The organism is Tellurirhabdus bombi, assembly GCF_021484805.1.
Taxonomy (GTDB): Bacteria; Bacteroidota; Bacteroidia; order Cytophagales; family Spirosomataceae; genus Tellurirhabdus; species Tellurirhabdus bombi.
This window is the reverse complement of the sequence record NZ_CP090557.1, coordinates 3575956-3599085: the sequence shown is the minus strand read 5'-3', so window position 1 is coordinate 3599085 and position 23130 is coordinate 3575956. Positions and strand designations below refer to the sequence as shown.

Genomic DNA, 23130 nt, shown 5'->3' with positions numbered 1-23130 from the left:
TTAGCTAGAGCGCTCGTTAATGTATGGCATCAGTTGCGGGGCAATGAGTAGCCACCGCCTGCGGCTAATTGTCAATTCTTTTCCACTGTGTAAAATCACTAATCCTAAAGCATTCTGGGTAGAGGGCGGTTCAATTCGGCTAATAAAAGCGGGATTGACCAGGGCATTTTTGTGAATACGAATAAAGGAAGGGAAAGTCGTTTCGTAGAATTTTAATGTTCTGGCAGTCAAGTGTTTTTGGCCATTCCGGTAATGTAACCAGGTATAATTAGCTTCACTGGTTAAATGAGTCAGTATCATTTTCTATATGTTGAGTAACGTTCAGTAGAATAAATAAAATAACAAAAAACTGGAATTGAAAGAAATGTAGGTAGATGACTATCAGAATGTTGCGAATCGGGCAATTCTAGTAGGTGAGTGGATTCAGGGCAGTTAAGACTTAACGCAACAGGCTGAATTTAACAGCAAAGTTTAAGTCCTATAGGTTTGTTATTATATATTTGACGTCTACGCATTTCCCTTGTCAAGACCAGATACAGATAAATATGATTAGATCACTAACCTCCAGGAAACAAACTGCTAAAAAATCAAAAGGCTTACTGAAAATCAGCCTGAACAAGGTAATTGCTGTTGTGGGAATAGTGGGGTTGGTAGTCGATATAGGAATTCTGATCAGGAAGTTTAGGCGCTAGTGCTTCTGGAAAGTAAACGCCTGGCATTATTAGTAACTACCTTGAATATTCGAACGGAAGCCGCTAAACGTTGCTTATGGGAGTAACTGGAAGAGGTCAATGATAATCTTTAAATAGCCAACCAAGGCGTTTAAGTTACTGCACTGATCCTTTTCTCTACAGTTTGTACAAGCCCAGTAAGCCCTGCGCACGTTATTTCAAGCGCAAGGGCTTATTGGGCTTATTTTTAAATAGATAGCCTATGCAGAAAGTCGTGTAAATTTCCTCATGCAGGCATAACAGCGATAAGAACGCGTCTCCACAAAGAATAGCACATGCTTCGTAAGGAAAGAGCGGTTCACCCGATCCATGAAAATGTCCTTTTTGCAATAGGGACAGACTTTTTTACCCGTAAACCGGTGAGGGAGGGGCAATACGTTTAGGCTTCTGACGAGTAGTGAGAACGGCATAATAGTTATCGTGAGTACGGTGGCGCACTTCAAAGTTAGTGAAAATACTTACTATACAAGCTATTTATTAATTTTTATTGTCTGATAAATAAGTAAAAAACTAACTATTTTTGCTTTGTCATCCGTTAAAAGGATTGGTTCGACAATGTAGCGATACAGTCTTTGGGTTAGCTTGCATGTAGGTTAGATATTGGTCCATGTCGGCTTTGTCGCAAAACTCAACCCTCTGGTGTATCTGGTCTGTAGTGTAACGAATGCAAGTATAACAGCATTTATCAATCTCCCCGTTTTCGCAAGAAAAGAGTAGAACTAAACTAAGAATATACAAAAGGCGTTTCATTTTGTTCAGTTATTTGGCTAGACAAAACTAAGTAGTAGCGTTTTGCTGAACAGGATCATAAGCACCGAAACGCTTCTCTTGCACGATGACTCGTCAAAATAGCCCAGTGAAGTGACATAGACTAAAATACGAGCAGCATCAAGATTAATAAATTCAAACATAATTACTTGATAGGTAGTACTTTATAATGTAAATAAATAAGGAGTATTTCCTGGTAAACACCAGCTGCGACGGTCAAAAAAAGCTATAAAGAGTTATTAGAGGGGTTATACAAATGGATAAAAAGCAGGAAAAGGAAGTTATGAATTGGGAGAAAAATCTAAATAATAGTTTTTAAAAGGGTGTAACTTCAAAGAAACGGGAACGTCTAAAGGTAAATTATTAATTGTAAATAAAGCCCGAAAGGCTCACACCAATGGAAACGACTAAAAAATACTTTGAGAGTTTGTTTAAGTGTTATATGAAAGTTTTTATGAAAGAAATTTCGCTGATGACGGCGGCAGAACCGGTAAATTAAGTAGAGCTTATCGGCAAGGAAATGTATTACCAAGTACATTTCCTTTTGCATGAATAACCATTTTTTTTGACCTTAAACTTATTGTTACCGTGAAAGTTAGTCTGTAATTTTTTTGTCTATTAATTAAAAGGTACCCATTTGCAAAAGGACGAAAGGCAAGAGTGCATTTCTAAAAAGGGAATAGTAGTCAACGTTATCTAGGCATGGGTAGACAAATAATGAATCGCGATGCCTACGATTAGCGCATCGGCCCAAAAAAGAAAAACATGGGCAAGGGCATAAAATTGCTGCCGTGACCCTGGCGTTTCTTTTTGGGATAAGACAAGAATATAACCGCCAACGAAAAGTTTGATCACCAGGATCAACGCAAGTAAGATAATCATCAAGGTGGTCGAACGTGGAGCTACTTGGCCGTCACCTTAGGGAGCGGGAAAGGAACTCAGGTGAAAGGAATGCTAATAAAGTTACTATAAATCATTGAAAACCAAGGCGTAGAAAACTGAGTAGGTGATTATTTGTAAACAGCCGAGCGGTAAAACTGGGATAGCTGTTAATATATTTAAGGATTAATATGCAAAGTTAATCCTATTAATGCTGATTTCGTTCGGATAGCCAGTTTGTCACAATCGAAAATGGCCAGAAAAGAGCGGTTACAATTGCTTTACTCCAGTTGGGTTTACCCGGTGCTTGTAATTCCTTAGCGCAGTACCATGCCAGCACAACGAACGATATAAGCCAGGCCAGTTGCATAAATTTTTCAATTAACGTTCACTTTAAAGTAATACAGAAAAACTAGGTAGTCAACCAGGAAAGCGAAAAGCTATCCAGTGGTAATTCATAATCAGCCGTTTGCAATAGCTTTCCTAGATTCAGTACTAAGAAGCCATTAAAACAAAAGCCCCGCCAGAAGCGGAGCCTGTTTAGTCCTTCCTTTATACCATAGATTTACAGCGATTGCACTGCATCTTAACAAGTAGTAATTGAATAGTTAACAAGTTGATGAGGCTACGGGGCATCATCATGTAGAGTAAATACTTGATCTACCGGCGTAGCTACAATAGAACCCCTCAAATAGCAAGGTAACTCGTGCGAATGCAAAGATTAATAAGAAGAACCGCAAGTATACACAAAGCTACTCAGAGAGCTCATTGGTAACAAAGCGTCGATGGGGATACTCGTCGGTTAGTCTGGTTAGCAAGCTTTCCGCTTCTTCTTCCGTAAAATACTCACTTTCCTGGGCAAGAGAAATAGATGGGGCGCCGTTTCGTTCCCGGTAGTTCCTAAGATCAATGGGTCCTTCATCCGATAGCCAGAATACTTTATATTGTTTCATGGGCTTTGTGGCGCTTAGATAAAGGATTAACCCGAAACAGCCGGTTTAGTTATGCGCTCGGACTTATTCTGAAACATTAACCTGTTTGTAGGTATGTTTCTTTAAGGCGGTGGAGGCGCTGCCAGCCTGCTGGCGTTGTGGTGATTTTAACCCGGAGTAGGTGTAAGTTATTGGAGGTAGGGCGGATGACCTTAAAAGCAAAGTCACTGGAGAGTTTTTCCTGCTGATCAAGCAAGTCTAAAAATTCAGGTGATAACACTTCCTCTCGGCTAGAGTAATCGTTCTTTTCCATGTATTACTAAGTAAAAAAAGCAGCCTAGCTACACTGATATCCTGCGCTTTGGAAGATTAGGGGTAAAAAAAGCGCCCTAATGTCGTATATAGGGGATAGGTAGACTAGCAGCCCGCAAAATAAAGCCTAAAATGATTACTTTGCCTTATTTGTTTTGAGCAAACGGTAAAAATGCTTTCATATTGGAAGAAAAAAATTGCATTAAGGCACCAGCGAAGAATGTTAGGGCTGGTGCCAGATTGACCTTAGGTATCGCTAGAGATGCTGAAACCACTGGAACCTTTGTAAATGAATGTTCCAGAACAGATCAATCACGGAAAGAGCTTTACTGCAAAGCATTCTGGGCGGCAAATGCCTGCACTTTTTCGTACTCGTCAGGGCTAACAGTATATTTTAGGCTGCCCCGCGGCCTGAGCAATACCTCAAATGTATAGACATCAGCCTCTTCGTGCCCGCCTTCAAAGCAGATATGCCGAATTTCAGCCGGATCTAGAGTGACTTCTGATAAGTGCAATGTATTTCCTGTTGTCATAGGCTTAGGGGTATTTTAAATAACGAGTTGCAATTTTGGTTGTATCTTATTATCTACGTTTGCGAGGACATCATTAACCGCATTAGGCTGATTTTCCAGTGCAGACTTTTGGCTGCTAGTAAGACAAAACAAAAAGTGATAAAGCGTTTCATGGCCTGATTTTAGTTGACTATATAGACCAATTTTAAACGAAAAAGTTACACGGAGAAACGAACGAGCTTATTGAAACAATCAAAGCTGCGGAAGTTTTGGCCTAGCCAATGGGTTCGTGTCTGGCTGGAATAAACCTATTCTTTTTTGGAAGTATTTAGGGCAATTTTCTTTAAAATAAAATTTACGCCAACAGCCTCGAATAACCAAAGTCCCCAGTTGAAAAGCACACTTAATAAGTTCTCCATGTCTTCTTTTCTTTTTATCAAATATAATAAAAAGTCAATTCCGGCAAGCTGCTTAAACAGAAAATTAACACCACGGTATCTTTACTTTATGGGTTTTATCAGTTAGAATACTACCAGCACTTTTCCTATGAAGGGGAACTGTGGTTATTTTTGAAAGGTGAAACATAATCAATTGCGAAAAATACTCAGCAATATGGCTAAACTATCCTGGACGTTTTATCCCAAGCACCAGCAGGCGGTAACTTTGGAAGTAATTTATGTGCCAGCGCTGGATTCGCACCGGCTGGCTCACGGTGGGTATCTGGACGTGGACCGTAACTATGCCTATGTGGATTGGGTAACGTACAAACGCTTTGATGACGCCTCCCTCGAGGGGCGAAAGGATGCTTTTCAAAAGTTGATGCCTCTAAGTAAGGAGGGCGTAGAGCTAGGCAGTGAGGTTATCCAATTTAATGATAAACAATCCGATTCTACACCGCTCAATTAACCCGTTCCCTGAGGGAATGGTATTGAAGCGGGTCTTGCTTCATCTGCTGAAATGCCGTGTAGATCATGGTGCCAATCAGGCTACAGAATACGAAGCCCAGGGCAAACCCGGATGTGAAGGCCAGGAGGGGATAAGTTTTGATGAGTTCTGTCAACATGTAGGTTGGACGAATGACTACTTAAGAAGTCACCTAAAATTAATCAGAATTTTGTCTGAAAAATAACGCCGACTTGTTTTTCAGGAAAGTTAATTGCCAACTATGCCCACTAAAAAGGAACGGGAAATCATCTTTAATAAATTTGGGGGGCGTTGCGCCTATTGTGGCTGTGAGTTGGTCAAAGGCTGGCATGTCGATGAACTGGAACCTTGCCGGCGCAATCTTAAGTACGACCGGCGTAAGCGAAGATGGGTACCTGATGGGACTTACAAACACCCCGAACGGCTTCATATAGATAATCAGATGCCAGCCTGTGCCAGTTGCAATATCAATAAACACAGTTTAAGCCTGGAAGAGTTTAGGAAGTTGGTTGGCGGCTTTATTAAGTCACTCAACCTGTATTCAACTCAATATAAAATTGCTAAGCGGTACGGATTTATTCAGGAAATTGAAAAGCCGGTTGTCTTCTATTTTGAACAGGAGTTTACCAAATAAACACAAAGCGAAAAATTGGAAATTAATTGAAAAAACAGAAGCCCTGCCAAAAGCAAGGCCTGTTTGCTGTTTTTATCTAACCTGAATTTAGCGCCAGGAGAACTTGATTTACATCCTAATCTCTAAACGGATCAACTACAGCAAAAGGCATTGAAACTAAGCAGGGGATGAGGGTACGGCACCTCTTGCCTAATGAGTCAGGGATTTGTTTCAGGATGACGAAAAGTCCTTACGAAGTGAACCCCTAGACAGAAAATGAAACCCGGAAATTTCTTGTTAAAATTGAACTCAATTCTTCTATAAACACAGTATTTGAACCCGAACGGTAAAGATTAAACGTTTCTCTTTGTTGGAAGCGTCCGACGGTGGCTGGCTCATAGAAGCTACGTTAACGTTAAGTTGGCTGGCGCTTAGCAAGAGAAGGGAGTCTTAAGCTAAATCATTCGCTAAATCATTCTTGGCTTTAAGCCGTACGTATTTATTTATCTTAGGCTTAGAGCAAACGCCTTGGTTCTGGGCCATGTCTTTCCTAGAAAGGAGCATTAAATAATTGCTTCAATTGCCGCCCAAAGACACTCCAACGGCGGCGGCTGATGGGTAGTTCTGTACCGCTACGCAAAAGTACGGCACCCGCTAAATTTTCTGGAAAAACCAGCACCTGGGTGATAAAGGCCGGATTGACTACAAAGCGCTTATGGATACGAATAAAGCCGGGGAATGCTGGCTCCAGAACTTTAATCGTTTGAGCAATGAGGTGTTTATGCCCACTAGCATAGCAGACCCAGGTGTAATTACCATCGCCTTCTAGATGGGAAATAACTTCTGTATTCATAACTCTGGTAAATCCTGCTTGGGAGTAAATCAAGATGCTTGCATTAGGAATGTGATACTAATAAACGAACAATAAAAGATGCTGTCGGAACCAGCTATTAACAAGGAGAAGAGTAAGGAGTAAATAATTAGACTATAATATTAAAAATAAATAGACAAATAGATGCTCCTTTTGCCAAGGAAAAACCAATAGAAAGGCCCAATACTGATTAAGCTCCGCTATTATTGAGCGAACGGTGAAAAGAGTCTATTGAGATAAATGATCCCCTATTAGCAAGCCTTATTTATCTAGCGCTATTCTATGGCTCATTAGTATAAAGAGGGTAAAGCGAGCTAAGGCTCACCGGGTGGAAGAAAGCAGCTTGTTGCCTTGTACAACTACTTTTTGCCAATTGTCAAGGGGCAGGGGAAAGATTCATTAGCCGGTAGTGTATTGTCTATTCCGATAGAATCCTTAGCTGAGTCTGTATAACTCAATAAAACGTCTAAATTTCTGTAAATTAATACTTTAGCGTTCCACGTGAACCCTTTTATCAATTATTGACTACTGCGAGATCATAATCCTGTTAGTCAGAAAGTTATGCCTTAATTTCTCATCGCAAAGCCAAAGTTTCGGTTGGTTGTGGAATAGATTGAGGCTACCCCATAAGGAGCACGCATTTTTAAGATATTGGGCGATCATCCGAAGATCTATAATTCTACATCTTTTATAGTAAACGTTATCAGTTTATCCGATGTAGGACAATAAAGTTGCACCATATGCTCCTTGCATTTTTGGTCATACCATTGATTAACAACCAAAAAACCATCAGGACTGTAAGGCGTTACATTAGATTTAGGGAGCGCGAAACGCCCGATGTAATTACGATCACTAGCTTTCATTCGAGTTATTTTCAGGGTGTACATTTGTCTGTCAATTAATTCAAGTTACACTGAAATAAGGATCTGTCCAAATACGTATATATCTGTATAATAAGTGATTGCATAAATTGCTTGCGTACTTTTACTTAGTAATTAACTGCCTGTTTTGCCAATGAGTGTATGATAACTGTATAAGTATTGAAAAGTCATAAAGATTTGATAATCAATGATTTGTGTTTAAGTCGTTACTGTAGAGATAAAAAATTTCAGAAAAACGGGTTGTAATTTCAACTACTGTACGGTTTTGTCGAAAAAAGAGAAAATTAGTTTACAAATAAATTCCCGGAGCTTATTCTGGCTACTAGTTTAAAAAGGCAGAGGCACGGGCAATTTATAAATTTGGCTTATCGAATAAAGTGACTAGGTAGGATATCAAATTTAGTGTAGTCAATAAAAGATTGTTGAGAGCTAGTTAGTTACTCTAAAAGCGCACTAGGTGACTACAAGAGGGGTATAATTGTCATGGATATGAACGATGCGTATATACCTTAAATGATAAAAATTATATTTCAAGAACTGAAATACCTGATCGTTCGCCATTTCTACTGTTCGTTAATCTTGCCATTCAAGAAGCATTATTTACGTAATCAGTTGAATTACCAGAATAACTTTTGTCACTTTACCCTGAATGAATACTATATGGATTCATTACCGTTTTAAGAATAGCAAAGCAGCCACCTAGACAGATATTTTCATGAGCAAAACGCTCTGCTTTTTCTTTTTCTTCGTGCTGGTACTTGGTCACTCCTTTGTAGTCCAGGGACAGTACCAGGTTGTTGGCACAGCGCAAAAATCTACCCAGCCTGGAAAGTATATATTGACCGAAGCCAGACAAAATCAAGCCGGGGCTGTCTGGCACCAGCAACAGGTAGATCTTAAGGAGTCATTTACCTGGAGGTTTCTCTTAAATCTGGGTAGCAATCCTCGTGGGGCAGACGGAATTGCGTTTCTCTTACAGAATAAGGGACTGAAAGCCCTTGGTAGTAGTGGAGGGGTGCTCGGTTATAGCGGGATTACGCCGTCCTTAGGGATTGAATTTGATTCACATACCAACGGGAACTTCCTGGATCCTCCTTATCACCATGTTGCTATTCAAAAAAATGGGAATGTTGATCATGCTTCGCCGCTCAATTTAGCGGGTCCAATAGCTGCTTTTACCGGAGATCGCGTGCTGTCTGATGGCTTGGATCACTGGATTAAAATTGAGTGGAACGCAAGTGAAAAGAAATTTGCTTTGTCTATTGATTGTGAGTTGAAAGTTACCTTAACTATTGACTTGGTTAAAGAGATCTTTGGCGGCAATTCTAGTGTCTGGTGGGGAGTCACCGCTGGAACAGGAGGGGGCAATAACCGCCAGACTGTCTCTTTTACGGATCCGCCGCCACTCGGCAATCGATCCCTCGTCTCGGGTTGTGCCCAGGAAACAATTCAGCTCTCAGCCCCAGTCTCCATTGATAATCAGTATAGCTGGCAGCCGGCCAAGCAACTCAGTGACCCTACCAGCAAGTCACCCACCGTGAAACTTATCAATAGCCAACAGTTCACGGTTGCCTATCGGAACGAATGCGATTTACCGGTCAGGGATACGGTGCTTGTCGAGGTTAAGCCCTTACCCAATATCGATCAATCGATAACCACCGTTTGTCTGCTGGATAAGCAAGCTAATTTGGATGTTAGCACCAGCGACACTGCTTGGACTTATCTATGGCCCCATTCGGGCGAAAAAACATCGGCTGTTACCGTGTATCAAACCGGTAACTACGAAGCCAAAGTGACGACCGGAGAAGGCTGTACACAAAGCCAATTCTTTTCCGTAAGAGATACCTGTGGGTTAGCGGCCGTTTATTTGCCAGATGCCTTTACTCCCAATGGCGATGGCATAAATGATGCTTTCGAGGTGAAGAGTTTACCGGACACGCGTATTGACCTGACCATTTATAACAGTTGGGGAGAAGTAGTTTTTCAGTCCAGTAATATTGAGAATCGTTGGGATGGGACGTACCAGGGCAAAGCCTGTCCAGCGGATCAGTATTCGTATGTGCTGAAATATCATCGTGGCCGTAGCGAAGGGGAAGCCAATCAGCGTAAACAAGGTACAATAACTCTTATTAGGTAAGCGGTTTACAAATAGAAAACAGAAGCCCCGCCAGTAGCGAGGCCTGTTTGTTGGACTTCCACAAATTAATCCGGTGCCTGTGTAATCTTTGCTTCTATAACACCGGGAAATAGACAGAGTATAAATGTGCACTCGGCCGATGAGGGTACGGCACCTTAGAGAAGTGAGATTAAGATTACTATTTGGTGATCAAAAAAATCGCCTGCAAGCTGAATTTGTAGCCGAGATTTTGATTTCAGCTAATAGCTTTCTCAGTTAAACTCACATAGGGAAAATCTTTAATGCCCGCTTCCCGCACTTTTTCCTGTAGCATCAGGGCCGCTACGGCTTCGTTAATTTCATCCTGGGGATAGCTGCGGTTGCAGAGATCATCCAGATCGTAGAGGGCCGGGTGGTGCATTTTTAGCTCCGCAAAGACAAATTCAATGGCTGTCATGAGAAGAGGAAAACATTAAGTTTTAGGAATAGGCTTATTTCTAAAGGAGTCAGTAGAAGGTACGGTGAGTAGCGGGAAATAAACCAAAAGCTTAAAATGGTCCTGTAGTGTAATCAAAAAACGCCTGTAAGTGGTTAATTTACAGGCGTTTATGGCTAAGTACTTGTGTCTCCAGCAGAGCTGCCAACCCCTGCTACATGAAGGTGGTTACTCCCAACTTTCCCATGCAGGGCGACAGCCGGTTTATTGCCAACCTGAAAGACCGGGTCCGGGCTACGGTGCACATCGATTACTCCATCACCTGAACTTCATCACGCTCACCTTTGATCTGGATGAACAGACCCGGCAGGCCATTGACGTCTTCACGGCCATGAAGATCTATGACAGCAAGGGCCTCTCGGATGTGGGTCGTCAAATCATGGTGAGCCGGGCGGGGGCCACCATGATTACCATTGAAAACAAGTCCACACCCCTACAGGAGGAGTCAAAGTAATAAACCAGGCCACCTGCTGACAGTGAAATCGACAGGTGGCAAACTTAACTCCTACGTGAGTGTTCATTTAAGGATAAGCCTATCTTCTCCCAACAAAAACAGAGTACCACAAACAGCGGTAGCAGTAATAGAAACGCAGGGGTAGCCAGGCAAACAGACTTGAGGACTCCCCCCTTGATTCAAAGCGATACCGCTCCCCGCAACGGGGGCAGACCCGACGGGTAGTGGGTCGAAACAGAAAATAGAGCGCCACCAGGGCCATAAAGCCCAGGATGACCGGAAGGTTAAATAGCAATGACATTTGAGTAGAGAACAGCTGTAACGCTTGCTATATACGCAATTTCAGGTAAATGAGACTTACTGAAGCTTACTTTTTATTAACCGCGCTAAAACGACCCAGTTCAAAAAGCCATGACAGGTAAGTCGGTGGGATAAGCAATTTCCGTTTAATTGACACGGATGGGAAATGGCCCATGACTGAAAAGAAATATCAGACAAAAATAGTATTTGATTTAAGTAATTAAATACGCAAATTAAGTACTATTTTTGTCTGATAAATCAGTAGTTTATAGCGCTCTATTGTCGAGGAAATGATAGCAAAAGTGGTTGCGAAGGGGATTTGCGGTTTATTTCCTGCCGAGAAATGGTTTAAAGCTATTTTTATATTTACAAAATATTACGCTCATTTCCGGGGCTTACCCGATTCTAAATACAAAAAAAGCTCCCTTTTGAACAAGGCGGCTTTGATAGAAGCCTTTATGGGTGTGCCTGCTTTTAGCAGCAAGATCGTGCCACTGCCAATTCAGGCAAACTGCCTTGAGTTCCTTAAAAAACCGAGAACTAATGGGTTGGTGCTGTGTACAGCTCACGTTCCTTTGGGATTTGCCTGGGCCGGGTATCTAATCGATCAGGGTCTACTACCCGATGCCGTAATTGCACTTCATGTGCCCCCTGATGGTTACTGGCCTGTCTTTGGTAAAAAGGAACGGCTCTTGGTGCTTCCTTCCAGGCCTGATGTATTATTGAAAGCAAAAAGTATCTTACAAAGAGGCGGTACCGTAGTCGTTTTGGTCGACCATGAATTCGGCGTTTATTCGCCGAACATGTTTCGTCTGGCAAAGAAACTTAATTCGGATATCATTTATTCATTTGCCGGACTTCAGGCCGATGGTACCATTGGCGTTCAATTTTTTGAAGCTCCTGGCGCTTGTTCAGAGGAAGAGGATGAAGTAAACCTAAGAATAAACGCCTTTCATAGTCACGTAATGAATCTGGTTGGTCCTAGCCTAACCGATGAGGCGGCTAAGCGAATAGAAACAGTTAAACTGGGTCAAAAATCCTTTGCCTCGGTAGAAGCCTAGCCGTTGATTGATGTATTACCAGCCAAGACCATCCATGAAACTCAATAAGCCTATCCAGATTGCTTTCTCCAATCGACTAGAGTAGCCGATTGGAGAAATGTCGCGCCATTACACTTCGAACTGCACGGCTACGGCCGTATTTGAAGCGGCCGTATGAACTGGGCAGGAAATACATACGGGACAAATTCTAATAATGATTGTCGATATCCAGGAGATTAGCTGAAAATTATGTCGACTACATCTTCCCAAACATTACTTGTTTCATATATCTGTTTATTTCTAAGCTTCCAAAAGAATTTTCAATGTGACGTGTAAGTATGATCACAAAAAGCGCTATTCTAGCATAGAAATTAATAGTCATATGCAATCAGATACTTTACCCAAGAGTCGAGATCAACTTATAGCCTCTCAGCAGATTAGATACACAAATATTGAGCTTATTCGGATTGTGGCCGCATTTGGCGTAATCCTTATACACACTCATAACAATACGGCTGCTTCAGCCTTGTTAGCGAATCTTTTCTTACTTTTTTGCGTACCCTTTTTCTTTATAGTATCGCTGGTATTTTCAGTTCCCAAACCTGGGAAGAGCGTTTCCGTGAAAGCATTCCTGATCAAAAGCTGGTGGAGAATTGGACTCCCCTTTCTGGTATGGTCGTCAATCTATGCGGGCTTAATCTTTGTAAGACATCTTTTGCGGGGTGAGCCGTATGAGATTGATCCTGTCGGTTTGTTTTTTTACGGACAGAGCGCCGAACATTTGTATTACCTCCCCCAGCTAATAACCATGCAGGCTCTGATACTAGGCTCCTTTTTACTGATTACTAAGAAACAAACCCAGGCAGGGTTCCTACTTCTAGGGGCCGTCGCTTATTTAGTACTTGGGAATTGGCGAAACTATTTTGGCGTAACCCCAACGGCAACGATTGCCGTATATCTGGCCGCTGCTTACTTAATAGCTTCTAAAATCAAACAGAAGAATATCGGTCTGTTGTTAGGGGGACTTGCTCTGATCGCACTTGCTATATCACAGCTATGGATTGATTATCCAGTGGTGATACATCCCTTGATTTCTCCTCTGGGTGGTATTGGTTTATTGCTGGTTGCTTTGCAACTCGCTGATGTTTCCTCATCAGGTTGGCTGATCACGCTCAGTTCTACTACCTACGGAGTTTATCTATCCCATGTAGCGTTTTTAGAAGCTCTGGAATTTATCGTCGAAAGAGCGCATATCAAGCTTTTCTATGATTTGAAAACCCAGTTAATGGTCGCCATTTTCGTCTTTGTGGTTAGTGTTTTATTTGTACTGGTAGTAAGAAGAATAAAACTGGCAAAGTTATTATTGCTTGGGGAACAGTAGAAACGCTTGTATTGCGACCTGTTTCATTTACTCAATACCTTCGTTTAAAAGTTATTCAGGCCATTAAATACCCTCATCATTTCAAGGGAGTAAAATGATCTAGAAAACGGCCTCGAAACTTTACGGCAGTCTTAAATGCCGAACCTAATGAGCAAAAAGAAAGAAGTAAAGCCCGTAACGGAGGAGGAACTAGCGGAACAGGTTCGCCAAATTAACGAAGTGTTTCCGCCTGATGAACCTCAATCTCCAAGCGACATAGCTCAGTCTTAGAATGCCGACAAGCCCGAACCGGTTGTAATTCAACTGCCACTAGGAACGCGCTTCGATTTTTCCCTGTCAAAAGGGCTGAACTGTATTCGCTTTGAAGAGCTTCGCTAGCTGTTTTATAACCATCTTTCGATTCTCTTCCGTGCTAAACATCTCTCCGTGAGTAAAAGGTAATTCAGTGATTGAGACAGAATCACAAAACCATTCCCAGTTCATGGGGGTACTGTGGTCGGTTGTTCGAAACAGTTCGGCTTGACCAGTTAAGTATTTTTGCCGAATTGATCCGGTGAAAACATCGTACGCATTCGTATCGGTCTGAATAAAGTTATGCGGGGTCTTCCAATATCGATTGGCCCAAGTGGGGAAAAGACTGCGTGCGAGTTTTTTATAAATTTTGTTAACTCCCTTGTCCATAAACAAACGTAGTTTCTCTTTAAAACTAAGTTTTGCTAGTGCCTGGAGTGGAACGCCAAATCGGAGTGAGGCATGAAAATCAATAAGAACCAACCTGCCCTTTAAGGAATCTTGGAGCGTTAATTGACGGGCTACCTCGTGGGCCGCGAAGCTTCCCGAGCAGCAACCAAGTAACAGATCGGGTTCAGGGAACTGCGAAATCTGATTCATGACCGAATGCATAAGTAAATCAAAGCTTTCTGGCTCAGCAGTGACTTTACTCAAATCGGGATAGGTGATCAGGTGAATCTCTGCAATTTGTTGCAAATCGCGTACTAACTTTATGGCATCGCCTAGGCCTATCAAAGCCGGGAAAAAATAAATAACGGGCCGAATTATAGCGGATTGGGACTTACCAACAAAATCTGCTTGTTTCAGCAAAAGTTCTTCAAGCCACAGGGGCTTCATGTCACCATGAATCCATTCGGCCGGAATCTGAACGCCTAGCTTTTCTTCCAGTTTAATCATAAAAGCAACCGCTTCCAGAGAAGACCCACCCCCGCTTCGCCAGCTAGTATTCTGGTTGTATGCTTCCTGTAAACCAGCGCCGGGAGCACACCAGGCGTTTCGTACGACGGTTTTGATCCAATGTGCTTTAGTCGGTGGGGGGCCGTCTGTCCGAATCCTTTCAGAACCTATTGTCAAGGTTTTTACGTGTTGGTCGTCGAGGCGTTGGAGGGTCGCTACATCTATTTTAAAATTAGCCAGCAAAGGTATCTCCTCAATTTGTTCCCAGTGGGCGGGAACCATATAAGAAGGGAGTCGATCAAGGCAATACTTCCTGACTGCTTCTGGCTCAAACTCACCGGTAGTGACCACGTAGGCCACCAAGACTTGCTCGGATGCTACCGATCGGCCAATAACCACTACATCACTGACTAAGGGAACCTGCCGGATAGTGGCTTCCACGGCGGCCAGTTCGATCCGGTGCCCGGCTACTTTGATTTGTCGATCTTTTCGGCCGATGTACTCCAGTAAGCCGTCGGAACCCACGCGCCCTAAATCGCCGGTACGAAATTGGCGGCCGTTTTTAGTAATTGTAAATGCCTGCTGAGTCAGTTGACTATTTTGCCAATAACCCAAAGCGATATAGGCGCTCTCAACGACAATTTCGCCTGTCTCGCCTGGAAGTGTTAAGGAACCGTCTGCTGATTCAAGATGCATGTTTCGGTCTGGAACAGCGTAGCCGACTGGCACCGTTTCACCAGTCAAACGGGTGTTGTGATTAATGAACCATTGTCGGTAGATGGTGGCATTTTCTGTGGATCCAATGCCAATGTAGAGAAAAGAGGATGGCAAGAAATGGCCTTTGTAGCGTTCCACATCCTGAATTGTGATGCGATCGCCCGCCATGTACACCAATCGAACGGAGGGAAATTGCTGCTGGCCAGCAGCTTGTAGGAACGTCCTAAAAATAGAAGGAACTGAGTGATAAATGGTGAGCTGATGTTCCTTAATAAAGGAAGCTAGTGAGGCCAGACCGTGCTTGCGTAAATCTCTGATGTAAAGGGTGGCCCCCGTCAATAGCGTTCCAAAGATATCTCTGATTGCGCCCCCAACGGTGGGTGAGTAAAGCAACGAATGGCGGTCGTCTGAAGACAGATGGATGGAATCAATGTACTGACTCACATCGTGAATTAGATTACGCTGATTCTGAAAGACACCTTTAGGGGTTCCCGTGGTACCAGAGGTATAAATGATGTATGCTAAGCTATCTGGCTGAGCCGTTGGTTGGAAGAAAGAGGCTGCGTCTGGCTGGGGTAGCTTGTCTAAATAGAGGACAGTTATGTCCAGAGTTTTTAGCTCTGATTTAAACCGCGAAATAGAAACAATGTCACTAATTTGGGCCTGCTTCATAATGGCCAAGTTTCGCTCAAAAGGTGCCGAAATGTCCAACGCAACGTAAGGCCTACCCACGGCAAGAGCAGCAAGCATGACAGCAATAAATTTCCGGTCGTTTTGCAGCCAAATGCCGATCGGCTCTTGGTGTTTATCCGCTGACTGACCCAACACTTGGGCAACCTGGCAGGCATACTGGTGCAATTCCGAATAGGTATAGCTAGCCGCGTCATCTTGAATGGCTAGTTTATCAGCGCTTTTACGGACCTGTTCCGTAAATAGCCTGAATAAGGGTAGGCTAAGGCAAGTTGCCGGTAAGGGTGTATAGGGGATCTGTTTGGGGCCTAAATAATCTAGGGCAAGTGCGGGCATCAGTGAGCGAATAAAGATAAGGATTGAATCCAGAGATCGGTTTGTTGATCGGAAAAATCAAAGGGTAACACGCAACTACAGGTCAATAAAGGGTCTGAGTTAGCTGCGCGGTGCTTAAAATGGCTATCTAACAAGTGACAGGCTTCTTGAAGCGATTGAACCGAGACTAGATCCTGGGCTGAAATTCCGGCGATGACAGGTAGTTGAGCTTGTTTCCGCAAATCCGATGGGGTAGGATTCGTGGGATGAGTCGCGTAGTGAATCCTGGTATGCGGTAGGGGTAGAGACAAACCCCAGTAAATGTGTTCACCGTGCAGATGAACCAGTGTGTCCTCAAAAAGTGTAGCTGAGTAACGTAAACAATCTGCGTCGTGATAAGCGGCTTGTGGTTGATAATCCGTACGGGGGAAAACATGCTCCTGAGTATGTTGCATGACATAGAACAGGCGTTTGACTCCGGTAGCCGCGAATTGACTCATTATATAGTGGGTGTTCTGAGTAATCTGCTTCAAACCTTTTTCGACTTCATCAGGATAAAGCTTGAGATGCTTCCGAAATAAATCAATACCCGCTAATTGAATAGCCTGTGAAAGCGGACTAAATACGGTGGCACATACGTCCACATGAGGAAACGCTTGACAGACCATTTGACTGGCAATTAGTTGCTGCTGGAGCATCTCGGGTTGATAGGATTGACAAAATGCAGCTAGATTTATCCAATCTTTATAATGAGTTACCAAAGGTTTTACAATTGCTCTTCGTCCCAGATAATCTCCCTGATACTCATCAAGTGCTCCGTAACAAACAGCCATCCAAGGCCCTGGAGACATTAGTTTGATAAAATCGAATCCAAATCGCTGTTGGTATAGGATAGTGGCTTGCCCTAATAAGTATCCATTTTGATCAATGTTTGGATGATGTTTCCAGAAGCATATTCGCATAGTAACGACATTTCCTGCAAAGATGATAAATATCGTTTGCCACAGAAAGCGTTGACTGATAAAATAGGTAATCGGTAGGTGCAGAAGGGACAAGCAGGGGTGGTCTTACCCACTTATTATTAATACCCAGTCACCCGCTTTTATGAAACGAATCTTACCTCAGAAGCCGCCTGCTAGTTATAGCTGTCGCTAGAAACGGTCAGACCAAAATTAGCCAAGCTGGGCAAAGCCGTTGATGGCATCAATAAGCAGTACGGACGGGATAAGGTACGTTTGGCGGCTCAAGGCTATGACAGAACCTGGCCCATGAAGCAAAAGTGGCTGAGCCGGTGTTACACTACCCGGTGGTCGGATATTCTAGTGGCGTCTTAATTTAGAACTTTCCCTGATTTGTGAAACTCCAAAAACTCACGACCCGGCACCTGTAGGAGCTGGGTTTGCCTTGTTCCCTTGTTAGGGTAACGTCATAATTTACTCCTTCATCCGGATTGTCCGGCCCATTCATCGAAGCCAGCAGGCTAGCCCCGCCGCTGAGGTGCGAGAACATTTTAAGGGGGTAGAGTTCAGTGACCTCCAACGTAAGTACCTGGTAGGCTTTTCCCACATCGGTACTGCAGGGTTTGCTAGTTCGACCGTACTCAACCGGGTAAACAAGAACCTAGGAGATCTCGCTATCGGGGAAGCGTTTCTGCGCTGGGTAAAAATCACGGTTAAACAGGAAAGTAAGCCCGTATAAGTTATTGAGCTAGGGCTGGTAACCCGCTGGAATTTGGAGGTAAAACTTTACTTTAGCCGCTGAAGATTATTTAACTACATGAAAATGAAAAGTCCGGCTGCCTCGCAATCGGGCTTTTTTGTTTAAGTAACCAGTTTGATGAAAACTGTAACAATCATAAGAATTTGTAAGCTTAAAGAAAGAACATGATTACGCGGTCAAGCTTCTCACATACAAGTGGATATATTTGAACGCTTCCGCATAAAAATATCAACGTTTATGAAAATCTTAGCCGTTATTTTTAATATTCTTACTCTTTCCCGAAGGTTTACTACTAAAAAGTCATGCCCATATTGCGGCGAACAGTTCTCGGTAGACCGTATCCCCCGGAATTCTTTGATAAAGAATGCTTTATTCTTTGTCCCAAATCGATTGTACCGTTGTAATGCCTGCCGGAAGGCGTATATCAAAATTGGTGAGAAATAATATGATCTGTAGCGTAGCCTTTTACAAAGTTTATAGGGCGTAACAGAATGATTGAAATAAGTAACAATTGTCTGATAAATTCTTTGTTAACCAGAATTCATACTGAGTTTGTTTACTAAGCAAAAGATTAAATACCGACTGCGATGTAGTCGGTATTTTTTGTAGATGGAGGCTTTTATCACATAGTTGTATTTAGACAATAGTGCTAATAATCAAGGGATTTGTTCTTATTTAATAGACAAAAATATAAGAATTATCATAGGTTTAATAGGACTTATTAGATGAAAGAATTATAATATTACTTTTTCTAAATACTTGTTCGAAATACTTAGTGATTTTTTCTTATAATTGCTTGCTTGATGCTGTATACTACAGCTAAAGTCTAATCAAAAACTCACTATCTATTATGAAAAATTATTACTTGCCTTCTGTGCTGAAGGCTAGCGGTCTGTTGATCTGCTTTGTTTGCTTGAGCACTCTGGCCATCGCAGGTCCCCCGCCTGCCGAAAGTGCACCAATAGACGGTGGCTTAAGTGTCCTGCTTGCGGCTGGCGCGGCGGCAGGAGTTCGGAAAGCGTATCAGAAAATAAAGAAAGCTAACCAATTGAAATAAGGACGCTTCGCTCTGAGATGAATTCAGTAAGGTCCTTGTTTGGCTGATTAGCTAAGCGCTTGATTGGGTAAATAAGGACCCTTTCCCTAAAAGTATATGCAGAACAATCTATCTAAATCGTTAGATATCCCTTATCTAATTAAGTTTTTTGTTACGTTTATAGCCTTGTATTATTTTAATATTTTTTATAACGGACTGGTAGACCCCAAGAATAGTTATAGCGCATTCCTGGATAACTTCCTCAACTATATTGAGTGGCTGAAAATGTCCATTCTATACACCGCTAGCTTGATTACCCACTTGTTTGGAGTTGATTCCTATGTAATCCCGCCACAATTGATAAAAACACCCGCAGGAGCTACTGTAATTATATCTTATGAGTGCCTGGGCTTAGGCGTCTTAAGCTTTTGGGTGGCTTTCGTGATTGCCAACAGCAACCCCTGGAGACGAAAGCTCTACTGGTGTTTGGGGGGGATTCTCTTAATTTGGCTTATTAACTGTTTTCGGATTGGGTTGCTGCTAACTGCGCTGGAAAAAAGATGGCCCCTAAATAATTACATCGATCATCACGACCTGTTTACGATAGCGGCTTACGGAGTCATTTTCCTGCTGATATACCTCTATAGTGAGGAGAAAGAAGAGAAAACGTATGAGTTGAGTGATTTGCCTGCTGCTTGAAGTGATAAGCAGCGGGTTTTTATTTTACGTTTGCGCCGCGAACCAGCTGGATATACGGCATTTTGTTAATCGTCAATCCTTTGATAATACCTCCTTTTATCAGGACCCGGATTGCCTCGCTCAATTCGCTTTCAGTATAGCTCTTGTCATAGAGTTCATCTTTGTCCAGTGGGGCAGGTTGCTTCGCCTTCAGTTCCCGGATAGAGATTGATTTTGCCGTTCGTGTACTATAGTATTTACTCACAAGTCCTCGGCAAAGCAAGACGTCAACTAACGGCTTTCTCAGTTAAGCTGACGTAAGGAAAGTTCTCAATGCCCGCTTCCCGCACTTTTTCCTGTAGCATCAGGGCCGCTACGGCTTCGTTAATTTCATCCTGGGGGTAGCTGCGGTTGCAGAGATCATCCAGATCGTAGAGGGCCGGGTGGTGCATTTTTAGCTCCGCAAAGACAAATTCAATGGCTGTCATGAGAAGAGGAAAACATTAAGTTTTAGGAATAGGCTTATTTCTAAAGGAGTCAGTAGAAGGTACGGTGAGTAGCGGGAAATAAACCAAAAGCTTAAAATGGTCCTGTAGTGTAATCAAAAAACGCCTGTAAGTGGTTAATTTACAGGCGTTTATGGTCAAGTACTTGTGTCCACGGAAGGATTCGAATTCCCTAAGCCGCCTGATTGAACAACTTCATAGCGCAAAATTAGCCCATTTTGCCCGTTTTTCCAACCCGACACTAGGCCACTACCTACTGCCACGGCCTCCTCGGTGCCACAAATGCTGCCACAAGCCCATTCGGGGGTAGAGCCGTAAAGCCAGGCTGTTGATACGTTATTCATTATGAAATTGTTGGATATAAAAGATTAGTCAATATCAGGACAAACGTATTAAAACAAAAGAAGATTATTCAGTTAAACTACTCCTGGCGTAGGTGCCCAAAGCAGGGGCGGAGTATGATCAGGGCTAAAGTATCAACCAGGTCCGAGCTAGCATTGATGTTTTGTGTAAGTGGTACTTTTTTCGATTCTGTGAATGGTCACGGCAGAGGCCTACCTGGGTAGCTTTGAGGATGAGCAGACGCAGAAGTACCTGGATTCGCTGTTGTAAATCTTTTGAAGAACAACCAGAAGTGACTTTTAAAGGCCACTTCTCGTGATTGCGGTTTACTTACGCCAGCTTCCACCAACCCTCCCTACTCATGTTTAGTGTTTAGTCATCCTTAAAGTTAGTTTAACTATTTTAAGGCTTAAGATTATAAACTTTTTATGCTATTAAATCTAGCTATTTGTTCGTTTGGGATTGCAATCTTATTTCCGTCTCTAAATGGCGATTGATCTGCGACTAATATATATCCTCGCTTAGAAAAAACGCCTAAATAAGGTTGTTTAGAAATAAAATTATAAACGGTATAATCCTTAGGAAAGAGTGATTCCGATTCAATGTTTAACTTTCTCCCGTAAGCGCTCCACTCAAAGAAAACAATCGGCCTATGAAAAAGAATAGTATTTTTTAGTCCTCTAAGTGCTTGTGATTCAAAGCCTTCAATGTCCATCTTGATATAATCTATTTTAGGGAGATTATATGATTTTAGGTATTCATCGCCTACTCTAATTGGTAAATATATCGTAGATGAATTATTAACAGCTTCACCACTAAAAGAACCAACGCCAGTATTAGAATTTGACGGTACAGAGTAGGGTAAGGTCTCATTAGTCTCCCCTAATCCTATTTCGTGAACTTTAATATTATTAATTGAGTTAATTTTTATCTTATCATAAATTTTAGAAAAGACCTCTGGGAAAGGCTCAAAAGCATGTACCTCTTTGGCTAAAGTTGAAGCAAAAAGAGAATGATGGCCAATATTAGCCCCTATATCTAATACTATAGGATCGGCTACTCCAGTCAGTGCATCGCGCATCAAACTTAATTCTTCCCCTTCATAGGATCCATAATAATATGTACTCCAATCTATATAGACAGAAAGATCACCAGTATAGGTTTGACCAAAGAAGGGTACACTAAATAATTCTTTGGGTCGTGTATCAATATTATCGAAGGTTCGAATTATTCGATCACGTATACCAAAACGGATCCATTTTTGATGGCCAAGTATGCGAAGTAGGGATTTAAGAGGCATAAGAATGTGTTAAGGATTTGTTTAGGAAATTTATTGGGATTTAAGTAATCTGGGATTTAACTTGATTTCTTAAAGCCCATCAAGTTTCCCACTGGGAATACACAGTTTTGATTTTCATCGTTTTAGGATTTTGGCTCTAAAGAGCGTGTTCCCCTTCATCAATCGACCCCGCAAAAGGTGAGTCAAAATTCTCATTTATTTTTTGGCCAGAGTTCCGCCGCGCCATCGCCGATCGCAAACGCCTTCAGCCGCGTGCCGATCAGCAGGTGACCCCGCAGCAGCCGGACAAAACCGTCGCTGTGCAACTCCTCGACTAAATCACAGACCAGGTCGTTATCCATGCCGGACACCTTGGCCAGCCGCTTGTCACTGATTCCTTTTACGCCCGCTGCGGCGATCAGGGAGAGGAGGCGGGCTTTGTCGGAGATGTAAAGCATGGCTCGTATCAGTATAAAACCACATGGATTTCATGGGTAGTCTTGTTTTTCTTTAAGAACAAGGCGGTAGTCTGCTGCAACTTTCCGTTCGCCTCTTTGGTGTAGATTCGTTTGGGGTAAATATGGACCCCTTGGCGATCAATATGCGTGATCTCCACAAAGGGCAGCTTATAATCTTTGGGTACAACGCCTTTGATCTCGTACGAGCCGTCCTGGGCGGAGGTTGCCTCGGCGATAGGCAAGATGAAAGTCGGAAAGGTGTCCCTTTTTTTAATCATCAGTTCGAAATGAACCCCTGAGAGCGGGGCCCCCAGCGAATCAACCACCGTTCCATAAACACGCACAGGCTGATCTTCCCTTTTGCTACAGGAGACAAAAAGTAATAAAGCAAACAGCGCACTATACTTGATAGCGGTAAGCATATAGTTGGTTTGGGGCATCCAGTGAAACAGATCAATTTTGCCGGTCCGATCGGACCTTCTTTTTGAGGCCAACCAGCCTTTGGGTTTCATCCGCCTGGGCTGGTTAGACCTACCTACTTCCTTTATTGGCATTTTTCAAATATGGCCTCATTCTTATAATGAGTCCGGTATAACACCATACGCGTTGGCGTTAATGATCTGATCAGATAGAAGTTGTCTTGTGCCTCCTTGGGGATACCCCAATAAATATCAAGCGTATCGTTCTTAACCGCGTATGGTAAAGTCATAAATGAATTTACAGGCTCACAACTGGTTGATGGTACCAACGTTTCAGACCACATTTTCTCGTCTAAAGTCCAGCGCAAATAAGGTTGACCATTGGGTATGGTTGTCCAGTTGCCAAGCAGATAGGCTGGATTAAAAAGGGGCTGAATCGCCTCTTCTTTCTCCTTTTTACAGCTAAGTAGTAGGATAAGGAACACTCCTATTGTTGGCAATAGGAGTGTGTATCGTTTTTGCATGGGTTATTAAAGAGGATTTGTTCGCAAGTAAGCTCGAATAAATACAGGT

The 23130-nt window shown here is 42.6% G+C and carries 24 protein-coding genes; 9 read left to right on the top strand and 15 right to left on the bottom strand.

Features of this window, described 5'->3' with window-relative positions; genetic code table 11:
• The 4 genes from L0Y31_RS21065 to L0Y31_RS15320 form a co-directional block, all read right to left on the bottom strand.
• Positions 1–300 (bottom strand): LytR/AlgR family response regulator transcription factor, encoded by a 300-nt coding sequence (locus L0Y31_RS21065; RefSeq protein ID WP_407084038.1) that lies wholly within the window; start codon positions 298–300, stop codon positions 1–3.
• A 2830-nt stretch (positions 301–3130) separates the two neighbouring features.
• Positions 3131–3331: a hypothetical protein gene (locus L0Y31_RS15330; protein ID WP_234733952.1), complete on the bottom strand. Its 201-nt coding sequence runs from the start codon at positions 3329–3331 to the stop codon at positions 3131–3133.
• Between the two features lie 76 nt (positions 3332–3407).
• On the bottom strand, positions 3408–3623 hold the full coding sequence (locus L0Y31_RS15325; protein ID WP_234733951.1) for a hypothetical protein: 216 nt from the start codon (positions 3621–3623) through the stop codon (positions 3408–3410).
• A 325-nt stretch (positions 3624–3948) separates the two neighbouring features.
• Complete coding sequence (locus L0Y31_RS15320; protein ID WP_234733950.1) at positions 3949–4155, bottom strand: hypothetical protein; 207 nt, start codon at positions 4153–4155, stop codon at positions 3949–3951.
• A 591-nt stretch (positions 4156–4746) separates the two neighbouring features.
• Between L0Y31_RS15320 and L0Y31_RS15315 the strand changes: the two genes are divergently transcribed.
• Complete coding sequence (locus tag L0Y31_RS15315) at positions 4747–5040, top strand: hypothetical protein (protein ID WP_234733948.1); 294 nt, start codon at positions 4747–4749, stop codon at positions 5038–5040.
• Here L0Y31_RS15315 and L0Y31_RS15310 read toward each other — a convergent pair.
• Entirely contained in the window at positions 5033–5197 is a 165-nt protein-coding gene (locus L0Y31_RS15310) for a hypothetical protein (RefSeq protein ID WP_234733947.1), read from the bottom strand. The two genes, L0Y31_RS15315 and L0Y31_RS15310, sit on opposite strands and share 8 nt — an antisense overlap.
• A 102-nt stretch (positions 5198–5299) precedes the next feature.
• Here L0Y31_RS15310 and L0Y31_RS15305 point away from each other — a divergent pair, with 102 nt between their 5' ends.
• Complete coding sequence (locus L0Y31_RS15305; protein WP_234733946.1) at positions 5300–5692, top strand: hypothetical protein; 393 nt, start codon at positions 5300–5302, stop codon at positions 5690–5692.
• 529 nt (positions 5693–6221) lie between these two features.
• On the opposite strand, the gene L0Y31_RS15300 is transcribed toward L0Y31_RS15305, so the two are convergent.
• Positions 6222–6524, bottom strand: a complete 303-nt coding sequence (locus L0Y31_RS15300) for a LytR/AlgR family response regulator transcription factor (protein ID WP_234733945.1) — start codon at positions 6522–6524, stop codon at positions 6222–6224.
• 1614 nt (positions 6525–8138) lie between these two features.
• Here L0Y31_RS15300 and L0Y31_RS15295 point away from each other — a divergent pair.
• Positions 8139–9560 (top strand): lectin-like domain-containing protein, encoded by a 1422-nt coding sequence (locus L0Y31_RS15295; RefSeq protein ID WP_234733944.1) that lies wholly within the window; start codon positions 8139–8141, stop codon positions 9558–9560.
• A 235-nt stretch (positions 9561–9795) separates the two neighbouring features.
• On the opposite strand, the gene L0Y31_RS15290 is transcribed toward L0Y31_RS15295, so the two are convergent.
• Positions 9796–9996 (bottom strand): hypothetical protein, encoded by a 201-nt coding sequence (locus L0Y31_RS15290; protein WP_234733943.1) that lies wholly within the window; start codon positions 9994–9996, stop codon positions 9796–9798.
• A 370-nt stretch (positions 9997–10366) separates the two neighbouring features.
• Here L0Y31_RS15290 and L0Y31_RS21015 point away from each other — a divergent pair, with 370 nt between their 5' ends.
• From L0Y31_RS21015 to L0Y31_RS15280, 3 genes are all read left to right on the top strand, one after another.
• On the top strand, positions 10367–10489 hold the full coding sequence (locus tag L0Y31_RS21015; protein WP_255772856.1) for a hypothetical protein: 123 nt from the start codon (positions 10367–10369) through the stop codon (positions 10487–10489).
• 590 nt (positions 10490–11079) lie between these two features.
• Positions 11080–11850, top strand: coding sequence for a hypothetical protein (locus L0Y31_RS15285; protein WP_234733942.1), 771 nt, complete (start codon positions 11080–11082; stop codon positions 11848–11850).
• A 361-nt stretch (positions 11851–12211) separates the two neighbouring features.
• Positions 12212–13210, top strand: coding sequence for an acyltransferase family protein (locus tag L0Y31_RS15280; protein ID WP_234733941.1), 999 nt, complete (start codon positions 12212–12214; stop codon positions 13208–13210).
• 336 nt (positions 13211–13546) lie between these two features.
• Here the strand turns inward: L0Y31_RS15280 and L0Y31_RS15275 are convergent, their stop codons facing one another.
• Together L0Y31_RS15275 and L0Y31_RS15270 are read right to left on the bottom strand one after the other, a co-directional pair.
• Positions 13547–16141: an amino acid adenylation domain-containing protein gene (locus tag L0Y31_RS15275; protein ID WP_234733940.1), complete on the bottom strand. Its 2595-nt coding sequence runs from the start codon at positions 16139–16141 to the stop codon at positions 13547–13549.
• The gene (locus L0Y31_RS15270; protein WP_234733939.1) at positions 16141–17175 is read right to left on the bottom strand and encodes a uroporphyrinogen decarboxylase/cobalamine-independent methonine synthase family protein; all 1035 of its coding nucleotides are present in this window, start codon (positions 17173–17175) and stop codon (positions 16141–16143) included. Before L0Y31_RS15270 ends, L0Y31_RS15275 begins: the two co-directional genes overlap by 1 nt.
• Before the next feature lie 90 nt (positions 17176–17265).
• Between L0Y31_RS15270 and L0Y31_RS15265 the strand changes: the two genes are divergently transcribed.
• From L0Y31_RS15265 to L0Y31_RS15255, 3 genes are all read left to right on the top strand, one after another.
• The gene (locus L0Y31_RS15265; RefSeq protein ID WP_310587145.1) at positions 17266–17454 is read left to right on the top strand and encodes a DUF4113 domain-containing protein; all 189 of its coding nucleotides are present in this window, start codon (positions 17266–17268) and stop codon (positions 17452–17454) included.
• A gap of 1235 nt (positions 17455–18689) precedes the next feature.
• Positions 18690–18896, top strand: a complete 207-nt coding sequence (locus L0Y31_RS15260; protein WP_234733938.1) for a PID-CTERM protein-sorting domain-containing protein — start codon at positions 18690–18692, stop codon at positions 18894–18896.
• 96 nt (positions 18897–18992) lie between these two features.
• Positions 18993–19574 (top strand): exosortase/archaeosortase family protein, encoded by a 582-nt coding sequence (locus L0Y31_RS15255; RefSeq protein ID WP_234733937.1) that lies wholly within the window; start codon positions 18993–18995, stop codon positions 19572–19574.
• Positions 19575–19593: 19 nt separating this feature from the next.
• On the opposite strand, the gene L0Y31_RS15250 is transcribed toward L0Y31_RS15255, so the two are convergent.
• From L0Y31_RS15250 to L0Y31_RS15225, 6 genes are all read right to left on the bottom strand, one after another.
• A complete protein-coding gene (locus L0Y31_RS15250) occupies positions 19594–19818 on the bottom strand; it encodes a hypothetical protein (RefSeq protein WP_234733936.1) in 225 nt (74 codons plus the stop codon).
• A gap of 22 nt (positions 19819–19840) precedes the next feature.
• A complete protein-coding gene (locus tag L0Y31_RS15245) occupies positions 19841–20041 on the bottom strand; it encodes a hypothetical protein (RefSeq protein ID WP_234733935.1) in 201 nt (66 codons plus the stop codon).
• Positions 20042–20816: 775 nt separating this feature from the next.
• A complete protein-coding gene (locus L0Y31_RS15240; protein WP_234733934.1) occupies positions 20817–21701 on the bottom strand; it encodes an FkbM family methyltransferase in 885 nt (294 codons plus the stop codon).
• A 191-nt stretch (positions 21702–21892) separates the two neighbouring features.
• Entirely contained in the window at positions 21893–22138 is a 246-nt protein-coding gene (locus L0Y31_RS15235) for a hypothetical protein (protein ID WP_234733933.1), read from the bottom strand.
• An 8-nt stretch (positions 22139–22146) separates the two neighbouring features.
• Positions 22147–22650, bottom strand: a complete 504-nt coding sequence (locus L0Y31_RS15230) for a carboxypeptidase-like regulatory domain-containing protein (RefSeq protein WP_234733932.1) — start codon at positions 22648–22650, stop codon at positions 22147–22149.
• A gap of 32 nt (positions 22651–22682) precedes the next feature.
• On the bottom strand, positions 22683–23081 hold the full coding sequence (locus L0Y31_RS15225) for a hypothetical protein (protein ID WP_234733931.1): 399 nt from the start codon (positions 23079–23081) through the stop codon (positions 22683–22685).
• Positions 23082–23130 lie beyond the last annotated feature (49 nt).